At 63.2% G+C, this 25,092-nt stretch carries 27 protein-coding genes and 1 pseudogene; 15 read left to right on the top strand and 13 right to left on the bottom strand.

The features are described from left to right. Positions 1-6 precede the first annotated feature (6 nt). The 7 genes from V1293_RS31130 to flbD all read left to right on the top strand — a co-directional run bounded on the left by V1293_RS31130 (position 7) and on the right by flbD (position 6,501). Positions 7-702, top strand: coding sequence for a flagellar hook assembly protein FlgD (locus V1293_RS31130; RefSeq protein WP_334514957.1), 696 nt, complete (start codon positions 7-9; stop codon positions 700-702). 215 nt (positions 703-917) lie between these two features. Continuing rightward, positions 918-1,193 (top strand): CtrA inhibitor SciP, encoded by a 276-nt coding sequence (gene sciP, locus V1293_RS31125; RefSeq protein ID WP_002714638.1) that lies wholly within the window; start codon positions 918-920, stop codon positions 1,191-1,193. A gap of 171 nt (positions 1,194-1,364) precedes the next feature. Further along, a complete protein-coding gene (gene fliF / locus V1293_RS31120) occupies positions 1,365-2,984 on the top strand; it encodes a flagellar basal-body MS-ring/collar protein FliF (protein WP_334514955.1) in 1,620 nt (539 codons plus the stop codon). Position 2,985: 1 nt separating this feature from the next. Further along, complete coding sequence (fliG, locus tag V1293_RS31115) at positions 2,986-4,071, top strand: flagellar motor switch protein FliG (protein ID WP_334514953.1); 1,086 nt, start codon at positions 2,986-2,988, stop codon at positions 4,069-4,071. After that, on the top strand, positions 4,071-4,697 hold the full coding sequence (locus tag V1293_RS31110; RefSeq protein ID WP_334514952.1) for a FliH/SctL family protein: 627 nt from the start codon (positions 4,071-4,073) through the stop codon (positions 4,695-4,697). Before fliG ends, V1293_RS31110 begins: the two co-directional genes overlap by 1 nt. Positions 4,698-4,716: 19 nt before the next feature. Next, positions 4,717-5,067, top strand: coding sequence for a flagellar motor switch protein FliN (fliN, locus tag V1293_RS31105; RefSeq protein WP_108521346.1), 351 nt, complete (start codon positions 4,717-4,719; stop codon positions 5,065-5,067). A gap of 54 nt (positions 5,068-5,121) precedes the next feature. After that, positions 5,122-6,501 carry a sigma-54-dependent transcriptional regulator FlbD gene (flbD, locus tag V1293_RS31100; protein WP_334514951.1) on the top strand — a complete coding sequence of 460 codons (1,380 nt, stop codon included), beginning with the start codon at positions 5,122-5,124 and terminating at the stop codon, positions 6,499-6,501. A 154-nt stretch (positions 6,502-6,655) separates the two neighbouring features. Here the strand turns inward: flbD and V1293_RS31095 are convergent, their stop codons facing one another. The 7 genes from V1293_RS31095 to V1293_RS31065 form a co-directional block, all read right to left on the bottom strand. After that, positions 6,656-6,811 carry a hypothetical protein gene (locus V1293_RS31095; RefSeq protein ID WP_334514949.1) on the bottom strand — a complete coding sequence of 52 codons (156 nt, stop codon included), beginning with the start codon at positions 6,809-6,811 and terminating at the stop codon, positions 6,656-6,658. A gap of 70 nt (positions 6,812-6,881) precedes the next feature. Further along, positions 6,882-7,466: a flavin reductase family protein gene (locus V1293_RS31090; RefSeq protein WP_334514947.1), complete on the bottom strand. Its 585-nt coding sequence runs from the start codon at positions 7,464-7,466 to the stop codon at positions 6,882-6,884. Between the two features lie 7 nt (positions 7,467-7,473). Continuing rightward, complete coding sequence (locus V1293_RS31085; protein ID WP_334514945.1) at positions 7,474-8,319, bottom strand: ATP-binding cassette domain-containing protein; 846 nt, start codon at positions 8,317-8,319, stop codon at positions 7,474-7,476. Between the two features lie 9 nt (positions 8,320-8,328). Further along, positions 8,329-9,135, bottom strand: coding sequence for an ABC transporter permease subunit (locus tag V1293_RS31080; protein WP_334514944.1), 807 nt, complete (start codon positions 9,133-9,135; stop codon positions 8,329-8,331). Then, the gene (ssuD, locus tag V1293_RS31075) at positions 9,132-10,298 is read right to left on the bottom strand and encodes an FMNH2-dependent alkanesulfonate monooxygenase (protein WP_334514942.1); all 1,167 of its coding nucleotides are present in this window, start codon (positions 10,296-10,298) and stop codon (positions 9,132-9,134) included. Before ssuD ends, V1293_RS31080 begins: the two co-directional genes overlap by 4 nt. Continuing rightward, positions 10,295-11,248, bottom strand: coding sequence for a sulfonate ABC transporter substrate-binding protein (locus V1293_RS31070; protein ID WP_334514940.1), 954 nt, complete (start codon positions 11,246-11,248; stop codon positions 10,295-10,297). Before V1293_RS31070 ends, ssuD begins: the two co-directional genes overlap by 4 nt. A 23-nt stretch (positions 11,249-11,271) precedes the next feature. Beyond that, entirely contained in the window at positions 11,272-12,219 is a 948-nt protein-coding gene (locus V1293_RS31065; RefSeq protein WP_334514938.1) for a sulfonate ABC transporter substrate-binding protein, read from the bottom strand. Positions 12,220-12,696: 477 nt separating this feature from the next. Between V1293_RS31065 and V1293_RS31060 the strand changes: the two genes are divergently transcribed. After that, a complete protein-coding gene (locus V1293_RS31060; RefSeq protein ID WP_334514936.1) occupies positions 12,697-13,683 on the top strand; it encodes an ABC transporter substrate-binding protein in 987 nt (328 codons plus the stop codon). A 57-nt stretch (positions 13,684-13,740) separates the two neighbouring features. Here the strand turns inward: V1293_RS31060 and V1293_RS31055 are convergent, their stop codons facing one another. Continuing rightward, a complete protein-coding gene (locus V1293_RS31055; protein WP_334514934.1) occupies positions 13,741-14,949 on the bottom strand; it encodes an LLM class flavin-dependent oxidoreductase in 1,209 nt (402 codons plus the stop codon). 187 nt (positions 14,950-15,136) lie between these two features. Here V1293_RS31055 and V1293_RS31050 point away from each other — a divergent pair, with 187 nt between their 5' ends. After that, entirely contained in the window at positions 15,137-16,252 is a 1,116-nt protein-coding gene (locus V1293_RS31050) for an ATP-dependent DNA helicase (protein ID WP_334514932.1), read from the top strand. Positions 16,253-16,394: 142 nt separating this feature from the next. Here V1293_RS31050 and V1293_RS31045 read toward each other — a convergent pair whose 3' ends face one another. After that, positions 16,395-18,104 carry a caspase family protein gene (locus V1293_RS31045; RefSeq protein WP_334514930.1) on the bottom strand — a complete coding sequence of 570 codons (1,710 nt, stop codon included), beginning with the start codon at positions 18,102-18,104 and terminating at the stop codon, positions 16,395-16,397. Positions 18,105-18,356: 252 nt separating this feature from the next. Between V1293_RS31045 and msrA the strand changes: the two genes are divergently transcribed. The 5 genes from msrA (at position 18,357) to V1293_RS31020 (ending at position 21,022) form a co-directional block, all read left to right on the top strand. Then, entirely contained in the window at positions 18,357-19,076 is a 720-nt protein-coding gene (msrA, locus tag V1293_RS31040; protein WP_334514928.1) for a peptide-methionine (S)-S-oxide reductase MsrA, read from the top strand. 107 nt (positions 19,077-19,183) lie between these two features. Then, a complete protein-coding gene (msrB, locus tag V1293_RS31035) occupies positions 19,184-19,594 on the top strand; it encodes a peptide-methionine (R)-S-oxide reductase MsrB (protein WP_247780755.1) in 411 nt (136 codons plus the stop codon). A gap of 123 nt (positions 19,595-19,717) precedes the next feature. After that, positions 19,718-20,092, top strand: a complete 375-nt coding sequence (locus V1293_RS31030) for a hypothetical protein (RefSeq protein WP_334514927.1) — start codon at positions 19,718-19,720, stop codon at positions 20,090-20,092. Positions 20,093-20,347: 255 nt separating this feature from the next. Beyond that, complete coding sequence (locus V1293_RS31025) at positions 20,348-20,512, top strand: DUF3309 family protein (RefSeq protein ID WP_334514926.1); 165 nt, start codon at positions 20,348-20,350, stop codon at positions 20,510-20,512. A gap of 225 nt (positions 20,513-20,737) precedes the next feature. Continuing rightward, positions 20,738-21,022, top strand: a complete 285-nt coding sequence (locus V1293_RS31020) for a hypothetical protein (RefSeq protein ID WP_212417802.1) — start codon at positions 20,738-20,740, stop codon at positions 21,020-21,022. 82 nt (positions 21,023-21,104) lie between these two features. Here V1293_RS31020 and V1293_RS31015 read toward each other — a convergent pair whose 3' ends face one another. The 4 genes and pseudogenes from V1293_RS31015 to V1293_RS31000 form a co-directional block, all read right to left on the bottom strand. Continuing rightward, a complete protein-coding gene (locus V1293_RS31015; RefSeq protein ID WP_334514924.1) occupies positions 21,105-21,641 on the bottom strand; it encodes a DUF4112 domain-containing protein in 537 nt (178 codons plus the stop codon). 34 nt (positions 21,642-21,675) lie between these two features. Then, a pseudogene (locus tag V1293_RS31010) lies at positions 21,676-21,798 on the bottom strand (helix-turn-helix domain-containing protein); the annotation flags it as partial. Between the two features lie 331 nt (positions 21,799-22,129). Continuing rightward, positions 22,130-22,552: a DUF5413 family protein gene (locus V1293_RS31005; RefSeq protein ID WP_334514922.1), complete on the bottom strand. Its 423-nt coding sequence runs from the start codon at positions 22,550-22,552 to the stop codon at positions 22,130-22,132. A gap of 213 nt (positions 22,553-22,765) precedes the next feature. Further along, the gene (locus tag V1293_RS31000; protein ID WP_334514920.1) at positions 22,766-23,899 is read right to left on the bottom strand and encodes a DUF2336 domain-containing protein; all 1,134 of its coding nucleotides are present in this window, start codon (positions 23,897-23,899) and stop codon (positions 22,766-22,768) included. A gap of 762 nt (positions 23,900-24,661) precedes the next feature. Here V1293_RS31000 and V1293_RS30995 point away from each other — a divergent pair. Continuing rightward, entirely contained in the window at positions 24,662-24,934 is a 273-nt protein-coding gene (locus V1293_RS30995; protein WP_334514919.1) for a hypothetical protein, read from the top strand. Positions 24,935-25,092: the final 158 nt, after the last annotated feature.

Raw genomic sequence — 25,092 nt, 5'->3', positions numbered from 1 at the left:
ACCGCCATGGCAGTCGATGCAACCATGCCGACCACGATCGTCTCGGCGGCCGGGACCGGAACCGCCAGCAGCGACAAGACCGCGTCGGACAAAACGACGGGAATCGCGGATAATTTCCAGACCTTCCTGACGCTGCTGACGACGCAGCTCCAGCACCAGAATCCGCTGGATCCGCTCGACACCAACCAGTTCACCCAGCAGCTCGTGCAGTTCGCCGGCATCGAGCAGCAGCTGAAGTCGAACGAACAACTGAAGTCGCTGGTGGAGATCGAGAAGAGCGCGCAGGCGACGCAGGCGCTGGTCTATGTCGGTAACACCGTGGCCGTCGACGGCAGCAAGGCACAGTTCGACAAATCGGCGACCTGGAATTTCAACTCAGAAAAAGACACCAGCGCGACGATCACGATCACCAATTCGGCGGGACAGACCGCCTATACCGGCAACTACACACTGAAGAAGGGCGGCTCCAGTTTCGTCTGGGACGGCAAGGGCAATGATGGCGTGCAGTGGCCGGCCGGCACTTACACCTTGACCGCCACCGGCAAGGACAGTTCGGGCAACAATGTCGCAATCTCCACCGAAGTCCAGGGCGTCGTGGATTCGGTCGATCTGACCTCCTCCCCACCGCTGCTGTCGATCGGCGGCCAGAGCTACACCACCGATAAGGTCAAGCGGGTGGTCCGCCCGAGCACCACCAGCTAGCCCACCTGACCCCCCCCCTCGCGCGGCCTGATCCGCCGCCTTCCGGCCCGGCAATCCCTGATTGTACGCAAAAGCGTCACAGGGAACCCCGGGCCGAAGCTATTTCCGTCATTTTCAAGGAGATTCGTATTGAAGCCGTGGGCTTAGGCAATTTTTAAGCCGCGGGGCGTAGGTTGTCATGGTGAGTTCAGTGGTTGAGAGTTTGTGAGTACGCCATGACAGAACCCCATCGCCCGAGGGTAAAATACGTCATCGGGCCTGACGGCAGCCCGTTGACAATTGCTGACCTGCCGGCGCCCGGCACCAAACGGTGGGTGATCCGCCGCAAGGCCGAGGTCGTCGCAGCGGTCCGCGGCGGCCTGCTCTCCCTCGAGGAAGCGTGCAGCCGTTATACCCTGACGGTCGACGAATTCCTGTCCTGGCAGTTTTCCATCGATCAGCATGGTCTGGCAGGCCTCCGGACCACCCGGATCCAGCAATATCGGCAGTAAACTGTCCCGAACGGAAAGATTTGATGAAAACCGGCTTCGTTTTGCGAAGCCGGTTTTTTTCATGCCGGAACTATTCGTGGCGGCTTTAACGGTTGTTAACCATATGGAAACCATCCCCTAGGCAATAATTGCCCAGTCGGTCCCTGGGGCCGAATCCCTTGGGGGCGGTTGGTGCAAAGTCTCGTTGCTTTCCTGAGAGGCCTGGGTGCGGCAAGGCTGATGGCCATGGTTGCGGTGACTACCGCACTGATCGGCTTCTTCGCCTTTGTGATCATGCGCGTCACGACGCCGCAGATGACCACCCTGTTCACGGATCTCACCGCCGAAGATTCCTCCAGCATCATCAAGGATCTGGAGCGCCAGGCGATTCCCTTCGAGCTGCGCAACGAAGGCGCGGTCATCATGGTGCCGAAGGACAAGGTCACGCGGCTGCGGATGAAGCTCGCCGAAAGCAACCTGCCCAAGGGCGGCGGCGTCGGCTACGAGATTTTCGACAAGTCCGACGCGCTCGGCACCACCAGCTTCGTCCAGAACATCAACCATCTGCGCGCGCTGGAGGGCGAACTCGCCCGCACCATCCGCGCCATCGACCGCATCCAGGCCGCCCGCGTCCATCTGGTGCTGCCGGAACGGCCCTTGTTCGCGCGCGAGGCGCCGGAGCCGTCGGCCTCCATCGTGGTGCGGGTGCGCGGCAGCCTCGAACCGCAGCAGATCCGCGCCATTCGCCATGTCGTCGCCTCCGCCGTCAACGGATTGAAGCCGCAGCGGGTATCGATCGTCGACGAAGCTGGCCGGCTGCTGGCTGACGGCGCCGGCAAGGAAGCCGATATCGCCGTCGGTGAAGAGCGCCGCGCGGCCTTCGAGAAGCGCATGCGCAACGAGGTCGAGGCGATCGTCTCCTCGGTGGTCGGCCAGGGCCGCGCCCGCGTCCAGCTCACCGCCGACTTCGACTACAACAAGGTTACCCAGACCTCGGACAAGTTCGATCCCGAGGGCCGCGTGCTGCGCTCCAGCCAGACCCGCGAGGAATCCTCGCTGACCGCCGAAAACAACGGCCAGGTGACGGTCAACAACGAACTGCCCAACAACCAGACCAACACCACCGGGCCTGCGGCCCGCGACCAGAGCAAGAAGAGCGAAGAGACCAACAATTACGAGATTTCGCGCACCACTAAGACCGAGATCACCGAGGCCGGCCGGGTCAACCGGATCTCGGTCGCGGTGCTGGTCGACGGCGCCTATACCAAGAACGAAAAAGGCGAAATGGTCTATCAGGACCGCAACAAGGAACAGCTCGACCGCATCGCCACCCTGGTCCGCTCGGCGATCGGCTTCGACCAGAAGCGCGGCGACCAGGTCGAGGTCGTCAATCTTCGCTTTGCCGAAGCGCCGACCGTGCCCGCGGTCGTTGAGCCGACCGGCCTGCTCGGCATGCTGCAGTTCACCAAGGATGACGTCATGTACGTCATCGAACTCGGCGTCATGATGCTGCTCGGCCTCGTGGTGCTGTTCATGGTGATCCGCCCGCTGGTCAAGCGCATCCTGGCTGCCGAAGTTGTTCCCGCGCTGGCCGAACCGGTGCCCGCTTTGACCGACGGCACAGCCGAACTCGGGCCCGGGCAGGCGCTGATTGCCGGCACCAGCGGCACCGCCCAATTGATCGACGTCGCCCAGGTCCAGGGCCAGGTCCACGCGCAGGCCGTGCACCGGGTGGGCGAACTGGCCGAACGTAATCCAAACGAGACCGCCTCCATTGTTCGTCAATGGCTGAGCGAACCCGCCGAGAGCTGACATGGCCGCCGTACCGCAAACCTCAAACGCCAACGACATCACCACCGTCATCTCGGCGCTGGCGAGCCGTCAGAGCGGGCGGCCGAAGAGCAAGCCGCTGAGCGGTCCGAAGCGCGCCGCCATCCTGATGCTGGCGCTGGGCGAGCAATATGGCGGCAAGGTGTGGGGGCTGCTCGACGACGACGAGGTGCGCGAACTGTCGATCCACATGTCGACGCTCGGCACGGTCGAGGCCGATGTCGTGGAGGATCTGCTGCTCGAATTCGTCTCGCGCATGTCGGCCTCCGGCGCACTGATGGGCACCTTCGACGCCACCGAACGGCTGTTGCAGCAATACCTGCCGTCCGAGCGCGTCACCGGCATCATGGACGAAATTCGCGGCCCCGCCGGCCGCAACATGTGGGAGAAGCTCTCCAACGTGCAGGAAGAGGTGCTCGCCAACTACCTCAAGAACGAATATCCGCAGACCATCGCGGTGGTGCTGTCGAAGCTGAAGCCGGAGCACGCGGCGCGCGTGCTGGCGATCCTGCCCGAGGATCTTGCGCTCGACGTGGTCGGCCGCATGCTGAAGATGGAGGCGGTGCAGAAGGAAGTCATCGAGCGGGTCGAGCAGACGCTGCGCACCGAATTCATGTCCAACCTGTCGCAGACCCGCCGCCGCGACGCCCACGAGGTGATGGCCGAAATCTTCAACAATTTCGACCGCCAGACCGAGACCCGCTTCATCACCTCGCTGGAAGAGGAAAACCGCGAATCCGCCGAGCGCATCAAGGCGCTGATGTTCACCTTCGACGATTTGATCAAGCTCGATTCTGCCTCGGCGCAGACGCTGATGCGCAACGTCGACAAGGACAAGCTCGGCATCGCGCTGAAGAGCGCCAATGAGGAGGTGCGTGCCTTCTTCCTCGGCAACATGTCCTCGCGCGCCGGCAAGATGCTGATGGACGACATGGCCGCGATGGGACCGGTGCGGCTGCGCGACGTCGACGAAGCGCAGGCGCTGCTCGTCAACCTCGCCAAGGACATGGCCGCCAGGGGCGAAATCACCCTGACCAAGAACCGCGCCGACGACGAGCTGGTGTACTGATGGCCGCGCCCGCAAAATTCCTGTTCGACACCGACTTCGCAGCACCCGACAGGACGCGCGAACGTGCCGCTACGGCCGCGGAGATCGCGCAAAAGGTCGCGGAGGCCGAGGCGCGCGCCTACCGCGCCGGCTACGAGGCGGCCCAGCACGAGGCGAAGGTGGAGAGTGACCGCCGCTCGGCGCTGGCGCTGGAAGAGATCGGCATCACCATCCGGGGCATCGCCACGCGCTTCTCCGGCATCGAGGCCCGGATGGAGACCGAGGCGGTCGATGTCGCGGTCGCGGTGGCGCGCAAGCTGTGCAGCGAACTGGTCGCCCGCGAACCGCTTGGCGAGATCACAGCGCTGGTCAGCGATTGCTTCTCGCATCTGGTCGCCACCCCGCATCTCGTCGTCCGCATCAACGACCGGCTCTACGAGGCCGCCCGCGAGAAGATCGAACGGCAGGCAGCCCAGAGCGGCTTCGAGGGCCGGCTTGTGATCCTGGCCGAGCCCGGCATCGCCACCGGCGACTGCCGGATCGAATGGGCCGATGGCGGCGTGGTGCTGGAACGCGCAGCCATCGAAGCGAAGATCAGCGAACTCGTCGGGCGCTATCTGGCGTCCCGCGATCAGGCCGGAACATAAAGGCCATGAGGACTGAACCATGAGTGACACCGACGCACAGGTACCGCTTCCCGATCTCAACGCCGCGGACGCCCCGCCGATCGACGACCTCGCCTACAATGAGGACGAACAGGCCTCGCGCATCGCGGCCGACCTCGAGGCCGTGTTCGACGTGCCGGTGCAGGTCTCGGCCGTGCTCGGCCGCTCCAAGATGGATGTCGGCGAGCTCTTGAAGCTCGGCCCCGGCACCGTGCTCGAACTCGACCGCCGCGTCGGCGAAGCCATCGACATCTACGTCAACAACCGCCTGGTGGCGCGTGGCGAGGTCGTGCTGGTGGAAGACAAGCTCGGCGTGACCATGACGGAAATCATCAAGGCAGAACGCAGCTAACAATTTTGGCGACCGCGCCGTGAACGGCGCGAACAGACGAACAGGAGATAAAAAATGCGGCTTCTCATCGTTGGCACATTGAAGGGCCAGCTCACGACCGCCACCAAGATCGCGATGGAAAACGGGGCTTCGGTGACCCACGCCGAGGCGACCGACCAGGCGATGGCGGTGCTGCGCGGCGGCAAGGGCGCCGACCTCCTGCTGGTCGACGTCGCCCTCGACATCCGCGACCTGGTGATGCGGCTGGAAGCCGAGCACATCCACGTGCCGATCGTGGCCTGCGGCATCTCCAACGACGCCCGTGCGGCGGTGGCCGCGATCCACGCCGGCGCCAAGGAATACATCCCGCTGCCGCCCGATCCCGAACTGATCGCCGCGGTGCTCGCCGCCGTCGCCAATGACTCGCGCGACCTGATCTATCGCGACGAAGCCATGGGCAAGGTCGTCAAGCTGGCCCAGCAGATCGCGGGCTCCGACGCCTCCGTCATGATCACCGGCGAATCCGGCACCGGCAAGGAAGTGCTGGCGCGCTACGTCCACTCGCGCTCGACCCGCGCCAAGCGGCCGTTCATCTCGATCAATTGCGCGGCGATCCCAGAGCATCTGCTGGAATCAGAATTGTTCGGTCACGAGAAAGGCGCTTTCACCGGCGCGGTCGCCCGCCGCATCGGCAAGTTCGAGGAAGCGACCGGCGGCACGCTGCTGCTCGACGAAATCTCGGAGATGGACGTTCGCCTGCAATCCAAGCTGCTGCGCGCGATCCAGGAGCGCGTGATCGACCGCGTCGGCGGCACCAAGCCGGTGCCGGTCGATATCCGCATCATCGCGACATCGAACCGCAACCTCACGGAGGCCGTGCGCGAAGGGACTTTCCGCGAGGACCTGCTGTTCCGTCTCAACGTCGTCAATCTGAAGATCCCGCCGCTGCGCGACCGTCCGGCCGACATCCTCGAACTGGCGCAGCACTTTGCCAAGAAATATGCCGACGCCAATGGCGTGCCGCTGCGGCCGATCTCCGCCGATGCAAGGCGGGTGCTGACCTCAAACCGCTGGCAAGGCAACGTCCGCGAACTGGAAAACACCATTCATCGTTCGGTGCTGATGGCGCAGGGCGACGAGATCGGTCCCGAGGCGATCCTGACGCCCGACGGCGACCGCCTCGACCTCGCCAAGACCGCACCCGCCGTGGCGCACGCCACCTTTGCCGCCGAGCAGGTGACGCGTGCTTTGGTCGGCCGCACCGTCGCCGACGTCGAGCGCGACCTGATCCTGGAAACGCTCAAGCATTGCCTTGGCAATCGCACCCATGCCGCCAACATCCTTGGCATCTCGATCCGCACGCTGCGCAACAAGCTGAACGAGTATGCCGACGGCGGCATCCCGATCACCCCGGCGGGCGCGGGTGAGCATCAGCGGTTTGTCGCGGCGGGATAGGCAGGGAGCCAAAATCGCCCACGCCCGTCATTCCGGGATGGTGCGCGAGCACCAGACCTCAGATGCGCAATTGCGCATCGGGGAATCTCGAGATTCCACAATGTGCAATTGCACATTGGGGTTCGATGCTTCGCATCGCCCCGGAATGACGACGCTAAGAATAACTCGGCGCATCCGGCTTGCGGAAAATGTGAATGGGATCGCCGGGCTGCAGGTCGCGCCCGGTGAAGACGGCATAGGCGTACAGCGCAAGATAGGCGATCGCGATCGCGCCGACTGCATAAAATGTCCAGGTTGCGAGACGCTTCATTCGCCGGGTTTAGATCGGACGCAGCAAAAAAGCCAGCCCGGCAGGGCCGGACAACTGCAGAGCGCTTCCGTCAGACCTTCCGTGCGGTCTTCCGCACCGGCACGCTGACCTCGGCAAGCTTCGCCGCATCCTCATCCTGATCGATGGCGACATAGCGCCCCTGCCAGTAGGCCAGCGCTGCGGTCCGCGCGGAAACCTCTACATTCAGAATGCGGCCAATGATGATCGCATGTGAATGCCGCTCGACGACGTCCTCGACCTCACAGTCGATGGCCGCCAAGGCGCCGACGAGCAGCGGCACGCCTGAGGCGCACGTCATCCACCGGGCGCCGGCGAAGCGATCGACGCCCTTCAGCCCACCCTTGCCGGTGAACCGCTCGGCGATATCAATTTGGTCCGACGTGAGGATATTGACGCCGAAAAAGCCGTAGCGCTTCACGAGCGGCCAGGAGGAAGATTCCCGATTGATGCTGACGATCAAGGCCGGCGGATCGACCGACAGGGATGACACCGAGGTAACGGTCATGCCCGAAATATCCCGGCCCCGCCCTGCGGTGATAACGCTGACACCCCCCGTCAATTGGCGCATCGCACTGCGAAAATCGCCGGAGGAAACCTCGGAATCGATCGACGCGGAACGGATGATAAGGTTCATGGGCACCTCACAGGTCGGAAGTATCTTCCGTGCCTTCCAGAAGATTTTTCAGGATCGCGCCCTCCAGCGCCGCCAGCTCGGCCGAACCGCGCTGGCGCGGACGCGGAACATCGACGCTGAAATCCTGGGCGATGCGGCCATCCTCGATGACAAGCACGCGATCGGCCAAGGCGGCAGCCTCAGCGACGTCGTGGGTCACCAGGATCGCGGTAAAGCCCTGATCGTGCCAGACCCGCTCGAGCAGCCGCTGCATCGAAATGCGGGTCAACGCGTCGAGCGCGCCGAGCGGCTCGTCGAAGGCCAGCACGCGCGGTTGGCTGACCAACGCGCGCGCCAGCGCCACGCGCTGCTTCTGTCCGCCTGACAGGACCGCCGGCCACTGGGAGCGCTTGTCAGCGAGACCGACCTCAGCCAGTGCGCTCTCGGCGCGGGCCTGCGCACCCTGCGATGCCCGTTCCCGACCCAGTCCGACTTCGACGTTCGAAAGCACCCGAGCCCAAGGCAGCAACCGCGGCTCCTGAAACATCACGCGAATGTCCTCGGCGCGCGCCTCCTCGCCGAAGTCGATACTGCCTGCGGTCGCCGTATCGAGGCCAGCGATCAACCGCAGCAGCGTGCTCTTGCCACAGCCGCTGCGGCCGACGATCGCGACGAACTGGCCGGCCGGAATGTGCAGGTCGAGGCCACGCAGCACCTCGTTGTCGCCGAACGATTTGTGCAAATCACGGATGGTCAGTGAAAGGCCGCGAGACGCGGTTCTGGGACCGCGGCGCGCAAAGCGCGCTTGCTCGATGATCTCGGCGCGGCCGAGAGGTTCGGCGTCCGACAGACGGAAACGAAGGGCTTCTTGCATTTCTTGTCCTCAATGTTTCTGGAAGGCCGGATGCCAGGACAACGTCAGCCGTTCCAGCGTGCGCGAGGCGCTGTCGGCGACCTTGCCAAGCAAGGCATAGATCAGGATCGACAGCACCACGACGTCGATCAGCATGAACTCGCGGGCCTGCATCGCCATGTAGCCGAGGCCCGACGAGGCGGCGATGGTTTCGGCCACGATCAGGGTCAGCCACATGATGCCGAGCGCGAAGCGCACACCGACGAAGATCGACGGCAACGCGCCCGCGAAAATCACCCGGCGGAACAGTTCGCCGTCGGTCATGCCATAGATGCGGCCCATCTCGATCAATTGCGGATCGACGGTGCGGATGCCGTGCAGCGTGTTCAGGTAGATCGGGAAGAAAACGCCAAGCGCGACCAGGAACAGTTTTGCCGATTCATCGATCCCGAACCACAGGATGACCAGTGGGATCAAGGCCAGATGCGGGATGTTGCGTACCATCTGCAACGTCGTATCGGTGAGCTTGCTGGACACTTGCGATAAGCCGTTGGCGAGCCCGAAACTGAATCCGATACTGCCGCCGATCAAAAATCCGATGCTGGCGCGCCAAAAACTGACCCAGATGTTGCGGGCGAGTTCGCCTGACAGCAGGAGCTTCCATCCCGCCAGCGCGACGTCGCTCGGCGCCGGCAGCACGCGCGCGGACACGAAGCCGGTGACGCAGGCAAGCTGCCATATCAGAATGATCGCAAGCGGCACGATCCACGGGACCAGGCCGTCGATCCGCGGCAGTTTCGGTGCACTGACGCGGGAAAAACTGTCGATGAGACTCATAATTGCGATGCCTGTTTCTGCGGACGGTATTCATTGCCGATGGTTTCGCCGAACGGCCCGGTGTTGAGGCGGATTGGCGTGACGTTGTTCGGCTGGTTCAACGACAGCAGAGGGAACACCAGTTCGGCAAAGCGATAGGCTTCCTCCAGATGCGGGTAGCCCGACATGATGAAGGTATCGATGCCGATATCCTGATATTCCCTGATCCTCGCCGCGACGGTTTCGGGATCACCAACCAGTGCGGTGCCCGCACCGCCGCGCACCAGACCGACGCCGGCCCAGAGATTGGGGCTGATCTCGAGCTTGTCGCGGCGTCCGCCATGCAGTTGCGCCATGCGCTGCTGGCCGACGGAATCCATCCGCGAAAAGATTTTTTGCGCCGAAGCGACGGTTTCGTCGGTGACGTGCTGGATCAATTCATCCGCCGCCTTCCAGGCTTCCGCATTGGTCTCGCGCACGATCACATGCAGCCGAATGCCGAACGAGATTTTTCGCCCGCGCGCCGCCGCGGCAGCCTTTACACGGTTGACCTTCTCGGCGACCTGCGCGGGCGGCTCACCCCAGGTTAAATACTTGTCGACGGTGTCGACGGCGACGTCGATACCGGCATCCGACGATCCGCCGAAATAGAGCGGCGGCCGCGGCGACTGCACCGGCTGGAACAGCAATTTGCCGTCCTCGATGCGGATGTGCTTGCCCTCAACATTGACGGTCTTGCCCGCAAGCAGATCGCTGTAGACGTTGAGGAACTCGCGCGTCACCTGGTAGCGCTCGTCATGCGGGAGGAACACGCCGTCGCCCTTGTTCTCGACGGGGTCGCCGCCGGTGACGACGTTGATCAGCAGACGTCCGTTTGATACCCGGTCCAGCGTCGCGGTCATGCGCGCCGCGACGCCGGGCGACTGCAGCCCCGGTCGCACTGCCACCAGATAACGCAGCCGCTCAGTCCATGGTGCCACGGCCGAGGCCACCACCCAGGAATCCTCGCAACTTCGCCCGGTCGGCAGCAACACGCCGAAATAGCCGAGTTGGTCGGCGGCCTGCGCGATCTGGCGCAGGTAATTGAAGTTCACCTCGCGGCCGCCCGTCGTGGTGCCGAGATAACGGCCGTCGCCATGCGTCGGCAAGAACCAGAGAATGTTGGCGTTGGGTTGCGTGCTCACGATCCGGACCTCCGGGCCACGTCAGAAATCTTGATTTGCTTCGGGATAAGCCCGAGCGCGAAGAACGTGTCCGCGACCTGTTGCTGGTCGGCGATCACGCTCTCGGTGATCGGCTTGATGCCGTAGGACTGCCGCTTGAGCGCGACCTCGACGACGGGCACGGAAAGCCCGATCGCCGGCGCCAACTGCTCGGCGACGGCATGGATGTCGCCCTTGGCCCAATCGTCGACCTCGCTGAGCTGAGCCAGCACGAGATCGACGATCTTCGGATCGCTCTCCACAAACTTCTTCGAGGAGAAATAGAACTGGTAGTTCGAGACAATTGCGGTGCCGTCAGCGAGCGTGCGCGCGCCGGTGGCGGCTTCAGCGGCGGCCTGGAACGGATCCCAGATCAGCCAGGCATCGACCACTCCGCGCTCGAATGCTGCGCGGGCGTCCGCTGGCGCCAGAAACACGGGCTCGATCTCGGAATATTTGACGCCGGCCTTCTCCAGCGCCTTCACCAGCAGATAGTGAACGTTGGAGCCCTTGTTCAGCGCGACCTTCTTGCCCCTGAGGTCGGCGACAGAAGCCAGCTTGCTGTCCTTCCGCACCAGGATCGCCTCGCCCTTTGGGGCCGGCGGCTCATAGGCGACGTACTGGATCGGCGCGCCCGCAGCCTGCGCGAAGATCGGCGGCGCTTCGCCGGTGTTGCCGAAATCGATCGCCCCGACATTGAGTGCTTCGAGCAGCGGCGGGCCGGATGGAAACTCCGTCCACACCACCTTGTAGCCGGCGGCCTTCAGCTTCTCTTCCAGCGTGCCCTTGCTCTTGAGCAGCACCAGCTTGCCGTACTTCTGGAAGCCGATGCGGACCACCTTGTCCTGGCCGTAGGAAGCGCCGACGGTCGCCGCGACCATGCTGACCGACAGCACGGCGCTGGCGAGCAAGCGTTGAAACAAACGCGTCATGAGTTACGTCCCTCTTGTGGAATTCAGCTTTGGGTATGGCGCCAGACGATGTCGCGCACGGCGATCGGCTTCGGGATCAGGCCGAGCCTGTGGAAGCGGTCGGCGACCGCCTGCTGCGTCGTGACAATCTCGTCGGTCACGGGGCCGATCAGGAATGAGGCGCGGTTGGCGGCGACGGTCTGGACCTCGAGCGGCACGCCGGTCACCGCGGCGAGCGCGCTCGCGACCTCGGCGCGATTGGCCTCGGCCCAGCGCGCGGCCTCCGCCAATCCATCAATCACCTCGCGGGCTTCCCGCACATGGATGTTCGCGAAATCACGGTTGGCGAGATAGAACGAATTGGTCCTGGCGACCTCATAGGCGTTGACGAGAATCCGACCGTTCTGGCGCTTCTCGCCAATCGCGAAATATGGATCCCAGACCGCCCACGCCTCGATGCTGCCATTGGCGAATGCCGGCCCTGCATCGGGCGGCGTCAGATAGACCGGCGTGATATCCTCATAGGTCAGCCCGGCCTTTTCCAGCGTGGCGATCACCACGTTGTGTGCGCTGGTGCCCTTGGTGAATCCGACGCGCTTGCCCTTCAGGTCGGCGATGGTGCGAATACCAGAGCTGGCGGGAACGAGAATGCCCTGCCCGTTGGTGATCGGCGATCCCGCGACATAGACGATATTGGCATTGGCGGCCTGCGCGAAGATCGGCGGCGTATCGCCGACCGCGCCGAGATCGACGCTGCCCGTGCTCATCGCTTCCAGCAAGGGTGGCCCCGACGTAAACTCGATCCACTTGATGCCGATCTGCCTGCCGGCGAACCGCTTCTCGAGCACCGCCTGCTGCCGCGCGATCACCAGCACCCCGGTCTTCTGGTAACCAATCCTGATTTCCTTGACAGCGGTTTGCGCCTCTGCGCGCGACGATAGCGCAGCAATGGCGCCCCCAACCGACAATCCGAGAAACTCCCGACGCCTCATTACAACTCTCCTGACGATCATGCGCGCGACGTCGCGCGATCATGCGACGTCAGGATGATGGGATCCTCGGTTCAGACTGTCGAGCGCCCGCAAAAAATAACGATGCGCGTTCTGTCATTCGACAATGACACAACGCATTTATTGTTGGATGGCCGATTGCGACGATATTTTTTCCCGCAGCACACACGATCGGAACCACGTCAAACGCTTCACGGCGCTGTGACTTTGTCTACCGATCGCTTGCGCAGCGGAAGTTCGACGACATGTCGCGAGCGACTTGCTGCACAGTATTTGAGCGATAGCTACGCTGTATACGATTTCGTTTCACGACAATGAATTCGAGCGAATGATTCATTGCGACCTCTTAACGCAATTCAGTCAGCCATTTCATTGACTGCGTCTCGGTCGCCCGTAGGCTTTTCTCATCGCTGATTGCGCCCACGCAATGCAGCGAATGAAACGAGAAAGATCAAAAACATGAATGCAACCAAACTTGAATCGCGCGCCCACGCGCGTCTCCGTCGCATCGGCGCCACGTTGTTCGGCGCGGCGATCGGCGTGGTGATTACAGCATCGGCGCTGGCCGCAGACACCGTGACGCTCCGTGTCGGCGACCAGAAGGGCGGCAACCGTTCCTTGCTTGAAATCTCAGGCTACGCGAAGGATTTGCCTTACAGGATCGAATGGTCGGAATTTCCTGCTGCCGCGCCCATTCTCGAAGCACTGAACGCGGGCGCGCTGGATGTCGGCTACACCGGCGATCTCTCGTTCCTGACGGTGTATGCGGCCGGCGCTCCGATCAAGGCCATCGGCGGCACCCGCTCCGATGCCAGGACACAGGCCATCCTGGTTCGCCAGGATTCGCCGATCAAGTCGGTCGCCGACCTCAAGGGCAAGCGCCTCGCGGGAACGCGCGGCGGCTGGGGCCAGTTCCTGATCGACGCGACGCTGGAGAAGGCCGGCCACAAGATCGACGACGCGACCTTTGCGCCGCTCGGGCCGGTGGATGCGAAGATCGCGCTGGTCGCGGGCTCGATCGATGCATGGGCGGTGTGGGAGCCGTACGTGTCCTATGCCACGCTCAAGGACAACGCGCGGGTCATCGCCAATGGCGAGGGCCTGACGCCGACCGTCACCTTCATCGTGGCATCCGATAGCGCCATCACCACCAAGCGCGCGGCCGTGCAGGATCTCGTGCAGCGGCTCAACAGGGCACGGCTCTGGTCGCTGGATCATCTGCCTGAATACGCGGAGAATACCGCGGAACTCACCAGGCTTCCCGAAGATGTACTGCTGAGCGCCTACAAGGCACAGCGCACCAGCCCGATCGCGATCGACGAAAGCATCGTCAGGGAAGTTCAGGAAGCATCGGACCGCGCCACCCGCTACGGGATCCTGACGAAGACGCTCGACGTCAACAAGGCGGTCGATCGCAGCTTTACGGCGGCCGCGAATTCGAATTGATGGCGCGCACCACGGAACGGCGCGAGTCCCTGTCGCGCCGCTCCAGCCCATGGGCCGCTATCCCGCCGCCACCTTCGGCGCCGGTGAGACGCTCACCGCCAGCTTGCCGTAACGATCCTTGAATGCGTCGGTATCGATCTCTTCGAGCTGGATCGCGCCGCTCATCACGCCTTTCTTCCACGCCACATGCTCGGGGTCGTTCTGGAATTCCGGCATCACTTCCTTGCCGAACAGTTCAAGCGACTCGCAGATATGCTCATGGGTGTTCTTGCCGGCCTGGTTGAGCAGGATCACCTGGTCGATATGGGAAGCGCGGAAGCGCCGCAGCTTCTTAGCGATGGTCTCCGGCGATCCGATCAGGCCGCCGCGCAGCGCCGCCTCCTGCGCTCCCGGGTTGTCGCGCTTCCACTTGTTGTACTCATCCCACATATTGACCGTGCCGGGCGCGGGGCGCTGCCGGTTCTGCGCGGCGCCGTAATAGCGCAGCGCGAACTGGAAGAAGGTGGCGCCGTCGGCGCGGGCGCGGGCTTCCTCGTCGGTCCTGGCGCACATGAAGAACGAGACCAGCGCCATGTTCGGGTTGATCTCGTAATCGGCGAGCTTCTTCAAGCGCTTGGTGATCGCGTTGTAATAGGCATGCACCCAGGCATGCGCGGCGTCCGCGCTGACGAACTGGAAGCCGAGCGCGCCAAAGCCGTTCTCGCCGGCGCGCTCGATGGTCGGCAGTTGCGAGCACGCCATCCACAGCGGCGGATGCGGCTTCTGCACGGGTTTGGGCACCACGTTGCGCAGGGGAATGTCGAAATGCTTGCCGTGATGCTCGGTGCCCACTTTCGTGAACATCGGGAAGATCGCCTGTACCGCCTCCTCGAACACCTCGCGCTTGGTTTCCATGTCACGGCCGAACGGCGTCAGTTCGGTGATGGAGGCGCTCTCGCCCATGCCGAACTCGCAGCGGCCGTTGCTCAGGAGATCGAGCACCGCAACCCGCTCGGCGACCCGAGCGGGATGATTTGTCGTGAGCTGGAAAATGCCGTGGCCGAGCCGGATGTTCCTGGTCCGCTGGCTGGCCGCGGCGAGAAAGGATTCCGGCGCGGGCGAGTGGGAGTATTCTTCCAGGAAATGATGTTCGACAACCCAGGCGTGGTCATAGCCGAGCCGGTCGGCGGTCTCGAGTTGGGTCAGCGCGTTCTGGTAGAGCCGGAGCTCGTCGCCCTCTTCCCAGGGGCGCGGCAGTTGCAGCTCGTAAAAGATGCCGAATTTCATGACGCCTCCCAACGACCGCTTGTTGTTTTCGGTCAGTGTATTCGCCATCCGCTCCAAGTCCAGCCTCGGCCGCGAAACAGCGATTCCGTGACGCGGAAGCAGCCTTGCATGGAACGCGCGAATGGTTAGCTTTACGCTTCCGTTGAGTCGCGGCCTCACCGCCCGCTCTGCACTCCATCTGGACCCCATGACCACGTTCACGCCGCATCAGGATTCCGCGCTGAAGGCCGTTGCCGACTGGCTGAAGGCCAAGCCCGGCACGGGCGGCACGCCGCCGGTGTTTCGCCTGTTCGGCTATGCCGGCACCGGCAAGACCACACTGGCGCGCCACATCGCCGAAGGCGTCGATGGCGAGGTGAAATATGCTGCCTTCACCGGCAAGGCCGCGCTGGTGATGCGCAACAAGGGTTGCGACAACGCCTCCACCATTCACTCGCTGATCTATCGCGCCAAGGAATCCGGCGTCGAGCAGCCGAGCTTTGAGCTGTGGGACGATGCGCCCGCTTCCAAGGCAAAGCTGATCGTGATCGACGAATGTTCGATGGTGGATGCAGAACTTGGCCGCGACCTGATGTCGTTCGACTGCCCCCTGCTGGTGCTCGGCGATCCCGCGCAGTTGCCGCCGATCCAGGGCGGCGGCTTCTTCACGGACTGCGAGCCCGACGCGATGCTGACCGAGGTGCATCGCCAGGCGCAGGACGATCCGATCGTGCGGATGTCGATGGATATCCGCGAGGGCCGCGAACTCGAAATCGGCCGCCACGGCGAGAGCGAGGTGGTGCTGCGTAGCGAGCTCGACCCGGATCGTGTGATGAGCGCCGACCAGGTGCTGGTCGGACGCAACAACACCCGCCGCGCCTACAACATGCGGGTGCGCCAGAAGCAGAACATCGAGGATCCCTTGCCGGTGGCCGGCGACAAGCTGGTCTGCCTGCGCAACAACCGCAAGAAGGGCCTGTTCAACGGCGGGCTGTGGCGGGTGAAGTCGCGCACCCAGCCGCGAGCGAAATCAAAAATCCTGACCATGCGGCTCTCGCCCGACGAAGAGTTCGGCCACAAGGTCACCAAGGTTTCGGTGCGCCACGACTGCTTCGAGGGCGGCATCGAGGCGATCCCGTGGGAGCAGCGCAAGCCCTATGACGAATTCGACTACGGCTACGTGCTCACCGTGCACAAGTCGCAGGGTTCGCAATGGGACGACGTGGTGCTGTTCGACGAGAGCTTTGCGTTCCAGGACAGCCGGGCACGGTGGCTCTACACCGGCATCACGCGAGCGGCGAAGCGGCTGAGCGTGGTGGTGTGACGGCATAGCCGTCATTCCGGGGCGATGCGAGGCATCGAACCCCAATGTGCAATTGCACATTGTGGAATCTCGAGATTCCCCGATGCGCAATTGCGCATCTGAGGTCTGGTGCTGCGCACCATCCCGGAATGACGCTGGCGCGTCACTTCCCCGCCACGAAATAAAAATCCTCGCGGCCGGGCAATGAGCCGTAGGTGAACGGCTGCTGCGTGCGGTTGGTGGCCTTCCAGACATCGTCGCGGACGATATCGAACAGCTTTCGCACTTCGATCCTCGGTTCCTTGATGACGCGCGCGAGCACCGTGGCGAACGGGCTGTTGAGGGAATCACCGTCGAGCGCGGTCTCGCCGTGCTTGGCGGCATAGACCACCATGAAGCCGGCTTCCGGCTCGATGTTGGAGAAGCCGCGGTTGACGAGCTTCAGCGCAATCGTCCGCTGCATGGTCTTTTCAAAGGGATTGTCGCGGCAGGCGTCGAGCATCACCAGCCGCAGTTTCCGTGCGCCCGCCACGGATGCGATCACCTGCTCCAGCGCCACCGCCTGCGTCTCCGCGTCACTGTCGGCCTTCAGCCTGGCATCGACCGGAATCAGATAATTCACGCCGCCGATTTCCATGCCGTGACCGGCATAATAGACGACAGCCCAGTCCGCCTTTTCGGCCTCCATGCCGAATTCGTGCAGGGTGGCGAAGAATTTGTCCCGGGAGAGATCGGGCGCCAGCGTGACCGTGGCAAAGCCGAGCTCGCGAAAGGTCGACGCTAGCAGTTTGGCGTCGCGCGGCGGATTATCCAGCGGGGCAACATTCCTGTAGGCGCCATTGCCGACGATCAGCGCGACCTTGCGCGGCCCCGCCGGCGCTGATGGCGTGGTCTTGCCCGCCGGAGCAGGCGCCGCCGTGCCCAGCAGCGCTTCCAGCCGCTCCTTGGCGACACGGCGCGCGAGCGTGGTGTCGATGTCCTCGCGCCGCGCCGCCACGGCGTTGGCCGCCGATCGATAGTCGGCACGTGCGGCGGCAGGGTTGCGGCGCTTCTCGTAAAGCTGCCCGCGGCCGACATAGGCGCGGACGTAGTTCGGATTGGTCTTGAGCACCTGGTTGTAATTGTCGAGTGCGGCGTCGAGATTGCCCTTGCCGAGATAGGCGTTGGCGCGGCTTGTCAGCGTGTAGATCTGGTTCGGCGCCTTCGCCAACGCCGCGTTGCAGTCGGCGAGCGCTTCATCGAACTTGCCCATGCTGGTGTAGGTAATGCACCGGTAGGCCGGAACCTGCGGGCCATCGGGATTGACCTTCTGCGCTTCGGCGTAATCGGCGAGCGAGGCGTCGTACAGCTTGAGCAAGCCCTCGACGCGGGCCCGGTTGTAGTGGTGGAGAAAGCGGCTCTGATCGTTGAAGACGTGTTTGACCGCCAGGTTGAATTCATCGAGCGCGCGCTGCAGCTCGCCCCTGCGCATGAAGATCAGGCCGCGGTTATTATAGGCACTGCCGTAAGTCGGACGCAGTTGCAGGCACAGATCGTAGTCGGCGAGCGCACGCTCGTCGTCGCCCTTGTAACTGTAGGCGATGCCGCGCGCATTGATGACGTTGATATTCTGGGGCGCGATCTCGTGGGAAGCGGTGAAGGCCGCGATTGCGCCATCGTAGTCGCGCTTCTTCATCAGGCTGTCGCCGCGAAACCAGAAGGCGGCGGCCCGGGAGGGGCCGGTGATCTTGTCGTCGGCGATCACGCTCTCGCAGGCCGCGAGGCGTGCTGTGGGTTCCGCCGTGGCATTCCGGCAGGTTTCGACATCGCCGGCGGCCCGCGCGGGGCTGGCGGCAACAAGCATGACGAGACCCAGCAACAAGGCCCGCAACATCGGCAGAACGCTCCGGCACATGGATTTTGGTCGCGGCGCGCGACCGGCGGTTCATTGTGGAAAGGGAGGCCCACACCGGTCAAGCATCCCCTCTAAATGCTTGGGCAGATGGCCTTATTCACGAACTCGTGTGGCGCACGCCGTAACAATCCGCAAGCCGCGCCGTATCTTGGGCATCGGAGAGAATTGAGCCGATTGCGAAACGCCGATCCCGCTCTAGACTGCCCCCAACCATTGCCGAAAGAGGAAACCATGTCCCCTCGCCATCTCAGCCGCCTGTCGCTGTGCGCTGCCGCCATCGGCGCGCTGGCCATCGCCGCGGTTACCATCAGCCCCTCGCGCGCCTCCGAGGAAGCCGTCATCATTCCCCCGCCCGCCCTCGACGTTCAGGCCGCCGACGGCATCCAGACCGCCGTGATCGCGGGCGGCTGCTTCTGGGGCGTTCAGGGCGTGTACCAGCACACCGCCGGCGTGCTCAACGCGGTGTCCGGCTATTCCGGCGGCAGCAAGATGACCGCGAACTACACCATGATCGGCACCGGCACGACCGGCCACGCCGAGGCGGTCGAGATCAAGTACGATCCGAAGAAGATCAGCTACGGCAAGATCCTGCAGATCTTCTTCTCCGTCGTGCACGACCCGACGCAATTGAACCGCCAGGGCCCGGACACCGGCACGCAATATCGTTCGGCGATCTTCACCGCCAATGACGAGCAGAAGAAGGTGGCCGAGGCCTATATCGCCCAGCTCAACGCCGCCAAGGTCTACAAGAAGCCGATCGTGACCAAGGTCGGCCCGCTGCAGGCGTTCTATGCGGCGGAGGACTATCACCAGGACTACCTGACGCTGCACCCGAACCAGCCCTATATTGCCTTCAACGACATCCCGAAGGTCGAGAACCTGAAGAAGATCTTCACGGAGAACTACATCGAGAAGCCGACGCTGGTGAGCAACGCGAAGGCTACCAACTGATATTCGTCATTGCGAGGAGCGAAGCGACGAAACAATCCATCTTTCCCGTGCAGAGGTATGGATTGCTTCGCTTCGCTCGCAATGACGATCTAACCGAAGGAGGCTGAATGTCCGACACCAAAACATCCGGCAAGGTCGTCAAGAGCGAGGCCGAGTGGCGCAAGGAATTATCGCCGATGCAGTACGCCGTGCTGCGCGAGAAGGCGACCGAGCGGCCATTCTCCGGCGAATATGAGCACGAGCACCGCAAGGGCACCTATACCTGCGCCGGCTGTGGCCAGACGCTGTTCGAATCCGATGCCAAGTTCGACTCCGGCTGCGGCTGGCCGAGCTTCACCGCGCCCGCCGTGGACAGCCATGTCGACGAGGAGCGCGATGTCAGCCACGGCATGATCCGCACTGAAGTCTTGTGCTCGAAATGCAACGGCCATCTCGGCCACGTCTTCCCCGATGGCCCCGGCCCGACCGGCCTGCGCTACTGCATCAACTCGGCGGCCCTGAAGCTGCAGCCGAAATAGTTTCGACAACGGTCGAACTTGTTCCACGCCCCGCGCGACCAAGAGCTGGTCGCGCGGGGTTTCTGTTTGGTGGGACGCTTCTTCCCGGCTTGCCCGGCGCGCAAACTCAAGGAAAATTTCGAAATGCACATTTCCAAACGTCTGCTGTGCGGTCCAGGGCTTGCCGCCCTCATTATGGAGAGCGTCGTGATCCAGCCTGCCTTTGCCGCCGACAAGGTCTCCCTGTTCAAAATCATCACCGCCAGGGACGAGATCGTGATCGGGATCAGCGAGGGCGATCTTGCCCAGATCGAAGGCCAGAACGCCGGCGGCATTGCCAAGATGCTGGTCGCCAAGGGCTCGATGAGCGTGTGGCGATACGCGGTGCACAAGTCGGCCGGCGGCGATCTCGAGCAGGCGCCGCTGCACAAGATCGGCCTGATCGCCAGCGACAGCCTTCGCGTCGAACCCTATGCGACGCCGCTGAAGGTGCTGCCGATCGACGAGACGAAGAAATGACGACGCAGTCGTCATTTCGGGGCGCATCGAAGATGCGAGCTATGGTGCGCAATTGCGCACCTGGGAATCTCGAGATTCTTAGGTGCGCAATTGCGCACCAGAGTTCGATGTTGCGCATCGCCCCGGAATGACGACACGCCCATCTGCGCCCACCCCTTTCGGTGGATCGACCAAGGACTCGCAGCCCGGAATATGCTTTGATCCGGGCCGCGGGAGCGTTTTCGTGGCCCCGCACCGCCCTCGGGGGAGCGCGTTATGACGCTTGGCACGGTACTCCTCATCATCCTGGTCATCCTCCTCCTGGGCGGCTTCTCCGGCCGCATCAGGGGCTATGGCTACGGCCGTGGCCATTCCGGCATGGGGCTGATTGGGGTGATTTTGGTCGTGCTGCTGATCCTGATGCTGCTCGGCAAGATTTGAGCCACTTAAGTCATTGAAAAAACTTGATTAAATTTGTGTTCCCCGCAGCCATGCGCGGATTCATCATCACCCCCGATGTCGAGCCTCAGGGGTCGCATTTTTGTCAAAGAAGCTTATATTAGGGACCGAAATGACGTGCACGGCGCGGCCCCGCCATAGTGGCCCACCGTCATCCAATCCCCATTGCTCACACGCAAGAGCCGAAAAAGATTGAGGTCACCGTCCATGCGTCCCTTCAGCTACAACACCGCCGCCGAACTGTTTCCCGCCGCGATCCGCAAGAAGAAGCGGGCCGGGTTTGCCTATCGGCGTTTTGGCACCGCGGCCGAAGCAGTTCGCTTCGCGATCGAGGAGCTGCCGGCGGACTCGCTGAATGGCGCCTATCTGCAGGTCGAGGAAGCACGCTTCGACCAGAGCGGCATCCGCTCGCTCTATGAAAGCGAAGCCTTCCCGCTGCCGCGCCGTCCGCGTGCGCCCGCCAGCGCCGAAGACAAGGCCGACGCGGCCTGACATTCCGCCATCGATAAATGGACTGCCCTCGGAACATCTCCGAGGGCATGTTTTTTGGCGACATATTTTCCAGCGTCATGCGTCAGCGCGGCTGCTTGTCGAGCCAGCGCTTGAGCATGCGCACGTTGCGGACGTTGGCGCGGAACATGACGTCGAAGGCGTCGCCCGCGACCGGCACCAGGCCGACCACGCCGTCAACCGCGACATTGCCGAGCATCCGCGCCGTAATGTGCCAGGGCGCGCCGAGCGCCCGCGCCTCGCGCACCACCCACAGCGAAATCGCCGTCGTGATGATGTCGCCGACCACGGGGATCAGGCCGATCAGCCCGTCGATGCCGTAGCGGATTTTGGTGCCGGGCACGATGAAGGCGACATCGAGCAGTTTGGCGATGGCATCGAGCCGCGCCAGCCGCTGCTCGCGCGTCAGATCGCCGAACGGATTGGCGGCGGAATGGCCGAAATCGAACCGGAAACCTTCGAACTGCGTGTGCAGGTTCGGCTCGGGGATTTCGCGCCCCTCCTGGTCGATGACCGGGCCGCGCCCGGACGCGCGTGTCCGGGAAGATGGCCCGGAACGTGAATGCGGCGGTGTGTAGATATCGTCGTTTGACATGGTCATCACATGGGAACGCGAATGCGAGGTACAAGTTGCGTCAAATTATCACTGCGTATCGGCGCCCCCGCGTCGGCGTCAGGCCGAAGCGGCGGCGGAAGCAGCGGTTGAAGCAGGACAGATCGTTGAAGCCGCATGCGAAGGCGATGTCGCCGCTGCCGCGCCGACGGGACGTGAGGCGCGGTCGGCAGCCCGCCGCCCCGACCCCGGCATTTCCCGGATAGATCGGCCGCGAAAAAAATCTATAGTTCAAGCTTCAACCGCGGTTGGAGCGGGCTCGGGGCTTTCAGTAACGTAAGCGTACTGCAATCACATGCGCATGAACGGCGGGCCGAAAGGTCCGCCGTTTTTGTTGACGCGCGAACAATTTCCAACCGTCGTACTCGCTCATCCGGATCTACGAACTGAACGCGGCTTCACGATTTCGCGTGCGATGGATGGTGGGCACGTCGCTAACGCGCCTTTGCCCACCCTACGATTTCCGTATCGAAGCGTTACGTCGAATGCGCCGCCTGCGGCGTTTCAGCATATCTGTGCGTCAGCCAGGACGACAGCATCGCAGGCACCATGCCGACGATGCCGTAGAGCACAAACTGCATCACGCCGGTATCCGGACCGCGCGAGCCATAGAGCAACGAGGCGGCGGCAAAGCCGATGGCGCCCAGGATCAGCGTCCGCGCCACGGGAGAAATCCGCTTGATGTGATAGAGAATGTCGTCGATGGCGCCGACCATCAGCGCCGGCACGATACCGAACAGATAGCTGTACTGCAGCGTCCTGAAGAACGCGCCGAGGAATTTTCCGATCTCCGACCAGTTGGTATCCTTCCAGTAGCCCGAGGCCACCGTCGTCGCGAACAGCATCAAAAACCCGCCGACGAGCGGGCCGATAGTGCCGAAGATCAGATAGCGTTTCATGGCGACCTCTGCGTTGAGCCATGTATCGAGAAACATGTATCGAGAAAGAAGACTCACCGTCGGACCAACAGCGCACTTCCGTAACCGGACATGATCCGGCTTCTCATCAGAGCCCTGTCGCACGCAATTTCAAATCCAGTCAGGATGGAGTCAAGGGGCCGGGAGCTTTCCAACGGCCTTCGATGCAACCTTCGCGCGTCTGCGAACCCGACGTCAAGCAGGCTGGCTCACCTTCTTGCCCGCCGTCGGCGCCGCTGCAGGCTCGTTCTTCTTTGCAAGAATCCGATCCGACCCAAATCGAATGGTCCATTGCGCCACCGACAGCAGCAAGGACTCAAACACCGCCACGCATTGTTCGAGTTCCCGGTCGGTGGATGGCGGGCAATTGGGCCGGTTGCGCACGATCATCGTCGTCGTCGACCAGCTCAGCCGGGCGGCCTTGCAGGCGACGATCAGCCCATACACCCGGTCGGGTTCGAGCAGGGGTTCGATCGCCTCGACCTTGACGTCGGCCTTCAAGGCAAGGGCTGCGACCACGTGGGTGTATTCGCCCCTCACCGCGAACCGGTTGACGATTGAATCATTCAGCTTGCCGGTGCGATTGAGCGCAACGACCTCGCTTTGCGCCTGGGTGTAGTCGATCGCCTTCCGGGCCGCGCCGCCCTGTCCGGCGGCCGCCGCAGAACCCTGGGTTTTCCCCCGCACGACAGGTCGCGGCGCCGTCAAGAAGCGCGCGCGAACCACGTCGGCAACCTTGCCGATGAGCTCGCGCAGCAGGCTGCCGGGAATGTCCAGGCGAACGCCGAGCTTTTCCGCCAGCCCCTCGTCACGCTCCGCCCGCCCCACCAGCGTCGCGTAGCCGCATTCGGAAAAACGCGCCCCCGTATTCCGGGCGAGCGCGTTGGAGATATTGACGTCGCCAAATCTCATCAGCGCGTCCGTCAGCGCTTCGTTAAGCGTCTTTCGATCGCAGATCGCCAGCAGATGCTGCTGGCTGCGGCTTTTGACGATTTCGAGAAGGTCGGCTTCCGACAAACAGCTGGAGCTTCTCAGAACCGGCGCGGCCACCTGGGGCTGTTCGTGGAACGCAAGCTGGCGGATCGTCTGTCGCGGGGCGCGGTCGATGCCGGCGAGGGCCTCGCTGAGCTGGATCACGGTCGCTGCTTCCACCCGCGCGATCAGGTGGGCGAGGACGCCATCGACCGCGGCGATCTGGGAATCACCGAGGCGGCCGACATTGGACAGGAACAGGTCGGTCACCTCCCCGAAAATCCGGGCATCGTGCTCGGGTCCATCCTCTTCGGCGCCGTTCAATTCTTTGCGCAGATCCGACGAAGCGGCAGGCATGGCTATCCCACCTCCGCACCGGTCGCCTTCAACCCCACGGTTCGGAACGCTTCCAGCAGCCGCCCCATCGCGCGGATGGCCGGGGTCTTCGTGGATCCATCGGCAGCGGAATGAACAAGCATTTGAGCGCCATTCGAAAGGCCGGTTTCGGCAGCCTTTTCACTCCAACGAAAGCAATAAGGCGGGTGCGAGCAATAGCCGCCTATCGTACTCAGGCTTCCCTAACGGGTGGTTGTTTCGGTGCCGGGATTTTCCGCAATTATACTGAGTTTTGCAGCGCGGAAGGCGAACCCGGCCGGCTGCGGCAACCGGGCCGACCACCCCCGCTTCCGGAGGCCTCAGGGATATTGCGGGGTCACGGAAGCCGCACCACGGAGCGTGCGGTGGCGACCGCGCAGGATGTTACGGGGCGGGACGGAGGCTTTACTTCCCCACGCCGCAAACATGCCATTGAAGACGCGATCGCCCGAGCGGGTCTGTTCGATCGCGGTCGAGGACGGAGACGCAGTCTGTTCGCTTCGATCGACGTGGCGTGCACGCAACAGTTAGGGAAGTGTTGACGCGAGCCATTGCAGCTTCGCAGCATTAGCGCATAATTCGCGGCGGAGCGGCGCAGCACTTTTGATTCGAACATCGGCAGAATTCGAGCAACCACACCGGGTGACCGCCGGGTGATGGATGACGCGTGCGGCAGCGCAAACCGCGTGCAGCGCTCCCAGTGAACAGCGGCCAGCACCGCGCGCAACCTTGGGGAACGCATCGATGACTTTCCATCGTACAAGCAGAGTAGCATTTCTCGTCGCCATCGCCGTTGCGGCGACGGCGCTTTCCGTAACTCCGAGCCTCGCCTTCTCGTCGGAGGCGCAGCAGATGTGCACCGGCGACGCCATGCGGCTATGCGGCCATGAAGTTCCCAATGTCCAGAGAATCACCGCCTGCATGGCCAGGAACCGCGCGCATGTCAGTCCAGGTTGCCGTGCCGTGATGGAGCGCGAACACGCCGCGCGGAAGCGAGCCGCCGCAGCAGCCGAGTGACAGGCCGCTGCGCTCGAAGACGGACGCAAACGGCCTCAGCCGGATGAATGTGCAATGCCGAGGCCGTCTTGTTGGACTCGGTCGCTATCCGCGCAGCGATCGATTAGCTATCGATTTCCTGGCTCAGTAGAGATCAGCTCAGGCTTGAGCGCGCATCT

The organism is Bradyrhizobium sp. AZCC 1693 (genome assembly GCF_036924745.1).
Taxonomy (GTDB): Bacteria; Pseudomonadota; Alphaproteobacteria; order Rhizobiales; family Xanthobacteraceae; genus Bradyrhizobium.
The sequence above is the reverse complement of the archived record's forward strand: the minus strand, read 5'-3'. Positions and strand labels throughout refer to the sequence as shown.